Below are 8,706 nucleotides of genomic sequence, written 5' to 3'. Positions count from 1 at the left end.
AGTGATGGGAGAGCATGTTCAAGAGTGGATTCTAAATGTTCAGATAAAGACATAAAAAAATGAGCGTATTTACATACACTCATTTTTACTACATTTTTCTAATATTTGCTTAACTGACTGGCATTACACTGCTGTGGGCTTTTTTTCAATTTTACAACTCAAGGAATCTCGCTGTAACGCATGTATTTACGGATCATGCGTTTACGTGGTTCCAGACCACGGCCGGAACGGTTGTCCTGATAATATTTCGGATTCGGCAAAATCGCAGCCAGAAAAATCGCTTCTTCACGACTAAGGCTGCGTGAGGACTTGCCAAAATAATGCTGGGTCGCGGCTTCAATGCCGTAAATGTTGTCGCCAAACTCTACCGAGTTTAAATACACTTCCAGAATCCGCTGCTTGCTCCACATGCGTTCCATCATCCAAGTGGCAATCGCTTCCTGGCCTTTGCGTAAAAATGAACGCTGGTTAAATAAAAACAGGTTTTTCGCCAGTTGCTGTGAAATGGTTGAGCCACCAGCCACCACCTGTCCCTGATCTTTATTGCGTTCCAGCGCATGCTGAATACCTTCCCAGTCAAAGCCATGGTGCTGCATAAACTTGCCATCTTCGGCAGCCACCACGGCTTTTTTCAGATATTCACTGATCTGGTCATAGTCACGCCATTCATGCCGGATGGGCTGGGAAGTATCTGACCAGTAGTCCAGGCGCATCATCATGGTACTTTGTACCGGCTGGGTTCGCCACCAGGCCAGACTCGAGAAAATCCACAACTGGATCAATAAAAACAGACTGACAAGAATTAATAAGGTACGGACAATAAAAGCTTTCATGTCAGCTTGGGGCTCCTGAGGCGTGAATTTTTCGTGTTAAGCTTATAACGAAATAAATCATCATTGTATAAAAATAGCATGTCTGAATATTCACCGCCGCTGATTCACCGTAAACCCGAAACGCATTTATGGTGGCTGACGGCCCTGTTGATTGCCCTCAATATTGGTGTATTTGCCTGGCAAATCCTGACCGGTGTCGATGCCAGCCAGCCCAGCACCCGAGATGCGATTCTCTGGGGCGCCGACTATGCTCCCCTGACCTTTCTCGAACAGCCGCAGCGTCTGTTCAGCAGCATGTTTTTCCATTTTGGCATGATTCACCTGATGCTGAATATGTGGGCCCTGTATATTTTTGGCAGCGTGGCCGAACAGCTTTTTGGCCGGCCGTATTTTTTAGGCCTGTATGTACTGGCCGGACTGATGGGCAGCCTGCTCAGTGGCTATTTACAGATTCAGGATTCCTTACAGATTCTCGCGCATGGCCTGACCAGCCCGGATTTACTGCCAAGTGTGAGCGCTGGTGCATCCGGTGCGGTGATGGGTTTGGGTGCGTCCCTGACGGTTTTATCATTATTGCCACGCCTGCCGAAACAGCGTTTTCTGCTGGATAAGAAAACCCTGTTACTGGTGATGGGCCTGAACCTGTTTATGGGCTTTATGATTAGCGGAATTAACAATGCCGCACATATTGGCGGCATGGTGATGGGTGCAGCCTTGGCAGCACTTTGGTACATCGGCCAGAAGCTGCACAAGTCAGCGCTGTTTTCACTGCTGGCGCTGACCGGCGCCGCCATCATCAGCTGGCTGTTTTATCAGTACTGTCTGCAACAGGTACAGATGCTTGCCCCGCTGTGGCAGGAAATTCTACAGATGATGCGCCAGCAATTGCAGCTGTAACGCATACCCCACCATTTTAATGCAGAGATGAAACTTATTGATTCATCTCTCGCAGACTTTGCAAAGGCGGAATATCAGATAAATAACTAAGCCGATAACGGCCAATTAAAGCACACAATAAAGTCATTACAACCGGCAAGATTAGCCAGATTTCCCAGTGTGGCTGAATTGCCAGTTCCATCCGGTAACTGGCAATCGCACTAATCACCTCGGCAAACAGACAGGCCACCACTCCGGCAATTCCGCCAATCAGACCAATTTCCAGACTCATCATCCGTTTTAGTTTCTGCTTGGAACTACCAAAAGAACGCAGCAAGGCCACTTCACGTTTCCGCTCATCCATCAGCAGGTTTAAACAGGCAATCAGCACCAGAATCCCGGACACGGCCACCAACACTGCCAGAATGGTAATAATCTGTACCAACACATTCACAATCCGTTTAATCTCTTCCAGAATCAGACTGACATCAATAAATACGGTATTGGAAAACTGCTGGATCAGCTGCACCAGTGCCGGCCGGTCCTGCTCTGGCACATAGAAACTGCCCAGATAGCTGCCGGCATTTTCATCCATGGTCTGCGGTGAAAAAATAAAGAAGAAATTCGGGCTAAAGCTTTCCCATTCCACGCTGCGCAGATTGATGACTTTGGCCTGCAACAAGCCTTCCGGCAAACTAAAGGTCAGCGTATCGCCAATCTCAATGCCCAGCTCTTGCGCAGTATTGGCTTCAACCGAGACCTGCCCGACCTGACTAAACTGTTCCTGTCCGGCCACAATCAGGTTGTCGGCCGGAAAGCGTTCGGCCTGGGTCAGGTTTAATTCACGTCGGAGCGAATTATTGTGCTGGATTAGCGCTTCAGCAAAGGGCTGATCATTTTTGGCCACCAGCCGCCCGCGCACATTTGGGTACAGCGGCGTACTGTGCCAGCCCAGCTGTTCAAGTTGCGCCTGAAACTCCGGCATATCAAACGGTGGTAAACCATAAACAAACTGGTTCGGCGTGCCTTCCGGCAATTGCTGCTGCCAGCGATCCAGCAGATCGGTACGTAATACTGCCAGCACGGTAATCAGGCTAAGGCCCAGCGCCAGTGCGGTGATCTGAAACGCAGTCTGATACGGCGTGCGTACATAGGCCGAGATGCCGCTTTTTAAATTACGGATCAGTTTCAGGAAACTCCAGACTACGGCATAGAGTACGCTACACAGCAGGATGATGGCGCCCATGACCCATAGCGTTAGTACGATATTTTCAGTCAGCACCACACTAAACAGCATCAGGCTGAGTGTGCCGGTCAGCAGCATCCACAACATCGACTGAACCGATTTTTCCTGCTGGCGAATCACCCGGATTGGTGGGGTATTGAGCAGCTGCCACAGACTTGGCAAAATAAAGCCCAGCAGTACCACGGCACTGGTCAGCATGGCAATCGGGAGTGGCCCCAGCAGCATCTCGACAGCGGAAAACTGCAATTGCAAATGCGGAATCAGCTGTAACATCAATTGCAACAGCCCATAGCCTAGCGTAATGCCGACCGCACTACCGAGCAGCATCGCCAGTAACAGCACCACCGCCAACAAGGTCAGATAAGCGCCCAGAATCTGCTTCTTGGTCGCGCCAATGCAACGCATTAAAGCAATATGATCCTGATTCTGCTGTACATAGCGCTGGCTGGTTAGGGCAATGGCAATGCCGCACAGTAAAATGGTGAGAATATTGGCCAGCTGTAAAAAGGTATCCAGATTGGCAATTGGACGCATCAAGCGGGTATTGCCTTCACTGGCATTGCGCAGGCGCAGCCCATCCGGCTCACTGATATTCTGCCCGTCAATTTCCTGGGTCTTGGGCAAGCTTTCCTGATACTGTTTAAAATCCTGCTCGAACTGGCGAGTATGCTGGGGTGTACCGGCCATCAGCAAGCGGTAATTAATCCGACTGCCAACCTGAATGGCATTGGTACGCGCCACATCTTGCTGGGCAATGATCACCGTCGGTGAAAAACCGCTAAAACCCAGTTCCTGATTGGAATCATGCTCGATGCTGGCCGTGACCTGAAAGGCGCCATCGGCAATATTTAAGGTATCGCCCACCTGAATTTTTAGCAGCTCCATCGCGCGCTGGCTAACCCAGACCTCGCCCGGTTGAATGGCAGCAGCAGGCTGCGGCGCAACCCGCAGCTCTCCGCGTAACGGAAAGGCCTGATCAATGGCTTTGACATTCACCATCACAAATTCATCGCCGGTATGTGCCATCGAGCTAAATACCGTAACATGCGACTGCTTTAGCGCCAATTCATCGGCTGCCGCTTCCCAGCGCGGTGCAATCGGTTTATTGTCGGACAGCACCAGATCACCGGCCAGCATTTCTGCCGCCTGCAAAGCCACCGCATTTTGAATCTGCTCATTGCTGAATTTCAGCGCGGTTGTGGCACTAATTGCCAGAATTAGCGCAATCAGTAACAGATAAACACCGGTACTTTTAAAACTCTGGGTCAGTAAAGGACGAAATAACGGGTTCATCTCATCCTCCTGCCGGGTGTTCCAGCAATTGTCCCTGACTGAGTTCAAAATGGCGCTGACATTGCTGCGCCAGTTTCGGATCATGCGTCACCAGCACCAAGGTGGTCCCCAGTTCACGGTTCAGTTGAAATAACAGCTGTTCAATTTCTTTGGCGGTTTCGCCGTCTAAATTCCCGGTCGGTTCATCGGCACAAATGATTTTAGGCTCACTGATTAAAGCCCGGGCAATCGCCACCCGCTGCTGCTCACCACCCGACAGGACTTTTGGGGTCTGCTCTGCCTGCCGTTCCAGTCCGACTTTTTTCAGTAAATTACGCGCCTTGTGTTCGGCCTCGGCAAATTTAAAATTCGGTTGCAAGCGTAGCGGCAGCATGACATTTTCTAGTGCGGTTAAATGCGGCAATAACTGAAACGACTGGAATACAAAACCAATATATTTCAGCCGCACCAGCGCACGCTGTTCTTCATTCAGCTCCTGAATTGATTCACCACAGACCGTTAACTGCCCGGCACTGGCCTGATCCAAGGTCGCCAGAATCCCCAATAAGGTCGATTTGCCTGAACCGGAACGACCAGTAATCGCCACCTGTTCCCCCGCCCGGATCTCCAGATTTAAATTTTCAAAAATCGTCAGTGTTTTTTGTGCAAGTTGTATCTTTTGTGTCAATTGTTGGGCAGAAATAATGCTTTGTGGCATGATGGCGGTATCTGTAGTGAATTGAGTCATAGTATCCTTAAATGCACATTCGCAATTTCAAAATGAGTTGTTTTGCTTATTTCGCTGTGGCGGGGCTGGCCTTCATGCCCATGCTGGTGTCTGCCAAAACCATCATGATTCTGGGTGACAGCTTAAGTGCCGGTTACGGTTTGCAACCACAACAAGGCTGGGTCCATCTGTTACAAAAACGTTTAGAACAACAGTATCCGAAACAGCATAAAGTGGTCAATGCAAGTGTGAGTGGCGAAACCACCAGCGGCGCGCTGGCACGTTTGCCCAAATTACTGCAAACGCATAAGCCGCATGTGGTGGTAATTGAACTGGGCGGTAATGATGGCTTGCGTGGTCAGCCACCGCAGCTGATTCAAAATAATCTGGCGCGGCTGATTCAGCACAGTCAACAGGCCAAAGCCAAGGTGATTGTATTTGGCATGAAAATGCCACCCAATTATGGCAGCGCCTACAGCAAGGCGTTTGAAAATAACTACAAAGTGGTGAGCCAGCGTTATCAGGTCAAATTACTGCCCTTCTTCCTAGACGGTGTCGCCGGTAAAAATACCCTGATGCAAAAAGATCTGATCCATCCGACGGCTGCAGCCCAGCCCATTTTGCTGAAAAATGCCTATCCCTTGATTCAGGCAGCATTAAAATAAAGCCGATTCAACGCTGAGATGGTTTTCAAGATCCGGATTTCAGCCATAAAAAAAGCGAGACATCAATGCCCGCTTTTTGATTATTTTTAGAATCAATTAAAAATCAAAGAAAGTTACTTCACCGGTTTCTAATGAATATTCTGCACCTACGACTTTCAGCTGCCCCTGTTCAATCAGGTTTTCTAACACTGCTGAACCATGACGTAGCTGATTGACTGAGGCAAACACATTGGAACGAACCGCATGTTTCGACAGCTTGGCCAAATCATTTTTCAGTTCAGTCTGCATCAGCGTTTCTACGGACGGGCGAACACGGTTCACAATTGACATCAGATTGGCAGATGGTGGACAGTCCGGGCACATCAAGGTATCAATGGTGGCCTGAATCGCGCCACAGTGACTATGGCCCAAGACCACAACCACGGCGCAGTCATAACGCTCTGCCGCAAATTCAACACTGCCGACCTGAGATGGCGCAACAATATTCCCTGCCACACGAATCACAAACAGATCGCCGAGTCCCTGATCAAAAACCATTTCTGCAGGTACACGTGAATCAGAACAACCGAGCACAATCGCAAAAGGATTCTGGTCTTCGGCCATCTCTGCACGTTGATGGTGGGTTAGTTGTTTCGGATGATTGGTATTGCCCGAAACAAAACGTTGGTTTCCTTGTTTAAGACGTTCTAAAGCCTCTTGAGCTGTGAGCATTCTTGTTACCACCAGTTTTTGAATTTTCAGCATTTTAATCCTCTGCCGGGACAAAGTCACTTGCAAAAAAAATAGCTGATCAATTTTTATAAGATAAATTTTTTCAAATTTTCCTAAAGTAATTGCGATTTACATCACACTTCAAAAGCAGCACACCAACCCGATCAAAAAACAGCTAGGTGACATTTTCTGCAAAGCCCTTACAATAACCAGAAACAGCATTTTCAATTCGACTTAAGGCGAAAATTTACACAATTCAAACAAGCCAAGCCGACGCCTATTTAAAAAATATTCTTGGGGATATCGTCAATGAAGCAGGATTCTTCGCGATTTTTGTCTTGGCCACGACTGGCAGTCCTGGCACTGGCACTGTCTGCACCTCTGCTCAGCTCTGCCGCCAAACTCTCGCCTGAACAGCAAGTGGTGCAGCATTATTATCAGACTGAACGCCAGGCGGCGGGTCTGGTCTCGAAAAGCTTGAAAATTGGCAATATTACCTGGCGCTATAATGAAGGCGGCGATGTTAATCGGCCAACCATTTTGCTGTTACATGGCTTTGCCGGACACCGCGACAACTGGAACCGGGTGGCCAAATTTCTCACCCCGTCCTATCATGTGATTATCCCCGATTTACCCAATACCGGTGAAACCCAGAGTTCGGGCAATTTCGACCTGTCTGTACCAAGCATGAGCGCACAATTGCGTCAGCTGGTAGAAACCTTGAATATTGCCGACAAGCTGAATATTGCCGGACACTCATTGGGTGGCTCTGTGGCAACGGTCTATGCAGCCCAATATCCGTTTGATACCCAAAGCCTGTTCCTGCTGAACAGTGCCGGTATTTATAAACACTCCAATACGCCTTATACCAAAGATCCGCTGTTACTGAAAAATCTGGTGGTCACCGCGCCGGGCGATTTAGACCATATTGCGCATCAGCTGATGCAAAACCCGCCGAAAGTACCAGAGCAGTTTAAATCTGCTCAAGAAAAACTGTTAATTTCACGGGCCAGTCAATCCTTAAAATTTATTGATCAGATGGTGACCCTAAACCGGATTTACACCCCAGACAGCTTTGCCCGCCTCACCCGCAATATTGAAGCACCGACCCTGATTCTCTGGGGCAAGCACGATAAAATTATTAATGTTGAAGTCGCCAAAGAATTACAGGGTATGTTTAAACGCGCGGAAACCCCGGTCATTTTAAATAATGTCGGTCATGTGCCAATGCTGGAAGCCGAACAGCAGGTGGTACAACATTATTTACCCTTCCTGGCCAAAACACAGAACCTAAAAAACCCGCTAGCTGATAAACTGATTCCTTTAAACTAAGTTCCAGAGATTGTATGCAGCAAAACCCGATGCTTGAGCAGTTGATTGAAGCTCATCTTGACTTTTTAGCACATGAGTTTTCTCAGCCTGAAACCGTACAGCAGGAATTTCTGCATTTTTATCACTGGTTCCGCAAGCAGCATCTGAAAGATCTCTGGAGCTGCGAACAGCTGAATGCCCTGCTGCAAAAACAGATTCTAGACACGCCGGCCAGCGCCTTTCTGATTGAACAGATTGCAGAACACATCCGCTTTGCCCTAGTGCATCCGGTGAATGACAGCGCCAAAATTGCCGATGTCATTCCGGTACTGACCATTGATAAAATTGCCCAGTATGTGGCCAGCAAAAGTGGTCATCGTCAGCGTCTGATTAAAACCGTAGTAAGCAATCCGGCCTTTTCTGCAATGATCAGCCAGTTAATCCAGCACTCGATTCAGGATTATCTGGACAATTCACTGATTGCCAAAAGCGTGCCTGGCGTGTCGCGTTTTATGAAAATGGGCAAATCGGTACTGGAAACAGTGACCGATTCCAGTTTAGACAGTGCAGTCAGCGCCTATTTGCAAAAGAATATCTTAAAGCTTAGCCAGATGAGTGAATCGGTCCTGAACCAGCATTTTGATGATGACAAGCTCTATCATCTGCAGGCCAATATCTGGCACAAGATTAAAGACCTGCCTTTGTCGGTCTTAAAAAACTATATTGAAGTACAGGATCTGCCACAGACTGTGGCGCTGGGTCATGAAATCTGGGACTTTATGCGCCAGAGTGATTATTTAAAACAGCAGCTACATGATGGGGTACACGCCTGGTATGTCCGTAATCAGGAACGCACTTTTGACCTGTTATTGCGTGATCTGAATATCAATGAGTCGCTGATTCAGCATGAACTGAATGCCTTGCTGACACCGATTATTCAGCAGATGATTTCACAAGGTCATTTACGTGAACGTGCGCGTGTTTATTTAGAGAAATTTTATTACTCTGATACAGCACAGAAAATTTTAAATCCTGAATGATCTGTACTGTTGCGGCTTGCTCAAA

8 protein-coding genes are annotated in these 8,706 nt (G+C 48.2%); 4 read left to right on the top strand and 4 right to left on the bottom strand.

The annotated features are described in order from the left end of the window. Positions 1-158 precede the first annotated feature (158 nt). Positions 159-833, bottom strand: a complete 675-nt coding sequence (gene mtgA / locus FTT68_RS11955) for a monofunctional biosynthetic peptidoglycan transglycosylase (RefSeq protein WP_045796058.1) — start codon at positions 831-833, stop codon at positions 159-161. A gap of 78 nt (positions 834-911) precedes the next feature. Between mtgA and FTT68_RS11950 the strand changes: the two genes are divergently transcribed. After that, the gene (locus FTT68_RS11950; protein WP_104513533.1) at positions 912-1,730 is read left to right on the top strand and encodes a rhomboid family intramembrane serine protease; all 819 of its coding nucleotides are present in this window, start codon (positions 912-914) and stop codon (positions 1,728-1,730) included. A 34-nt stretch (positions 1,731-1,764) separates the two neighbouring features. On the opposite strand, the gene FTT68_RS11945 is transcribed toward FTT68_RS11950, so the two are convergent. Together FTT68_RS11945 and FTT68_RS11940 are read right to left on the bottom strand one after the other, a co-directional pair. Then, the gene (locus FTT68_RS11945) at positions 1,765-4,248 is read right to left on the bottom strand and encodes an ABC transporter permease (protein ID WP_180056468.1); all 2,484 of its coding nucleotides are present in this window, start codon (positions 4,246-4,248) and stop codon (positions 1,765-1,767) included. Position 4,249: 1 nt separating this feature from the next. After that, positions 4,250-4,975: an ABC transporter ATP-binding protein gene (locus tag FTT68_RS11940; protein ID WP_180175386.1), complete on the bottom strand. Its 726-nt coding sequence runs from the start codon at positions 4,973-4,975 to the stop codon at positions 4,250-4,252. A 32-nt stretch (positions 4,976-5,007) separates the two neighbouring features. On the opposite strand from FTT68_RS11940, the gene FTT68_RS11935 reads away from it, so the two are divergent. Continuing rightward, positions 5,008-5,619 (top strand): arylesterase, encoded by a 612-nt coding sequence (locus FTT68_RS11935; RefSeq protein ID WP_016659292.1) that lies wholly within the window; start codon positions 5,008-5,010, stop codon positions 5,617-5,619. Positions 5,620-5,715: 96 nt separating this feature from the next. Here FTT68_RS11935 and FTT68_RS11930 read toward each other — a convergent pair whose 3' ends face one another. Then, on the bottom strand, positions 5,716-6,330 hold the full coding sequence (locus FTT68_RS11930) for a carbonic anhydrase (RefSeq protein WP_034598190.1): 615 nt from the start codon (positions 6,328-6,330) through the stop codon (positions 5,716-5,718). 309 nt (positions 6,331-6,639) lie between these two features. Between FTT68_RS11930 and FTT68_RS11925 the strand changes: the two genes are divergently transcribed. Together FTT68_RS11925 and FTT68_RS11920 are read left to right on the top strand one after the other, a co-directional pair. Beyond that, on the top strand, positions 6,640-7,662 hold the full coding sequence (locus tag FTT68_RS11925) for an alpha/beta fold hydrolase (RefSeq protein ID WP_180056467.1): 1,023 nt from the start codon (positions 6,640-6,642) through the stop codon (positions 7,660-7,662). Between the two features lie 14 nt (positions 7,663-7,676). Beyond that, positions 7,677-8,681 carry a hypothetical protein gene (locus tag FTT68_RS11920; RefSeq protein ID WP_180056465.1) on the top strand — a complete coding sequence of 335 codons (1,005 nt, stop codon included), beginning with the start codon at positions 7,677-7,679 and terminating at the stop codon, positions 8,679-8,681. The last annotated feature ends 25 nt before the right edge of the window (positions 8,682-8,706 follow it).

Origin of the sequence: Acinetobacter sp. Q85-2 (assembly GCF_013420555.1) — a bacterium.
Lineage (GTDB): Bacteria > Pseudomonadota > Gammaproteobacteria > Pseudomonadales > Moraxellaceae > Acinetobacter > Acinetobacter indicus.
This window is presented reverse-complemented; position numbering and strand designations above follow the sequence as displayed.

What these genes read in the sequence shown, in the direction of transcription:
- FTT68_RS11925 (WP_180056467.1), top strand. Translation starts at nt 6,640, where the DNA reads ATGAAGCAGGATTCTTCGCGATTTTTGTCTTGGCCACGACTGGCAGTC.
- FTT68_RS11950 (WP_104513533.1), top strand. Translation starts at nt 912, where the DNA reads ATGTCTGAATATTCACCGCCGCTGATTCACCGTAAACCCGAAACGCAT.
- FTT68_RS11935 (WP_016659292.1), top strand. Translation starts at nt 5,008, where the DNA reads ATGAGTTGTTTTGCTTATTTCGCTGTGGCGGGGCTGGCCTTCATGCCC.
- FTT68_RS11920 (WP_180056465.1), top strand. Translation starts at nt 7,677, where the DNA reads ATGCAGCAAAACCCGATGCTTGAGCAGTTGATTGAAGCTCATCTTGAC.
- FTT68_RS11930 (WP_034598190.1), bottom strand. Translation starts at nt 6,330, where the DNA reads ATGCTCACAGCTCAAGAGGCTTTAGAACGTCTTAAACAAGGAAACCAA.
- FTT68_RS11940 (WP_180175386.1), bottom strand. Translation starts at nt 4,975, where the DNA reads ATGACTCAATTCACTACAGATACCGCCATCATGCCACAAAGCATTATT.
- FTT68_RS11945 (WP_180056468.1), bottom strand. Translation starts at nt 4,248, where the DNA reads ATGAACCCGTTATTTCGTCCTTTACTGACCCAGAGTTTTAAAAGTACC.
- mtgA (WP_045796058.1), bottom strand. Translation starts at nt 833, where the DNA reads ATGAAAGCTTTTATTGTCCGTACCTTATTAATTCTTGTCAGTCTGTTT.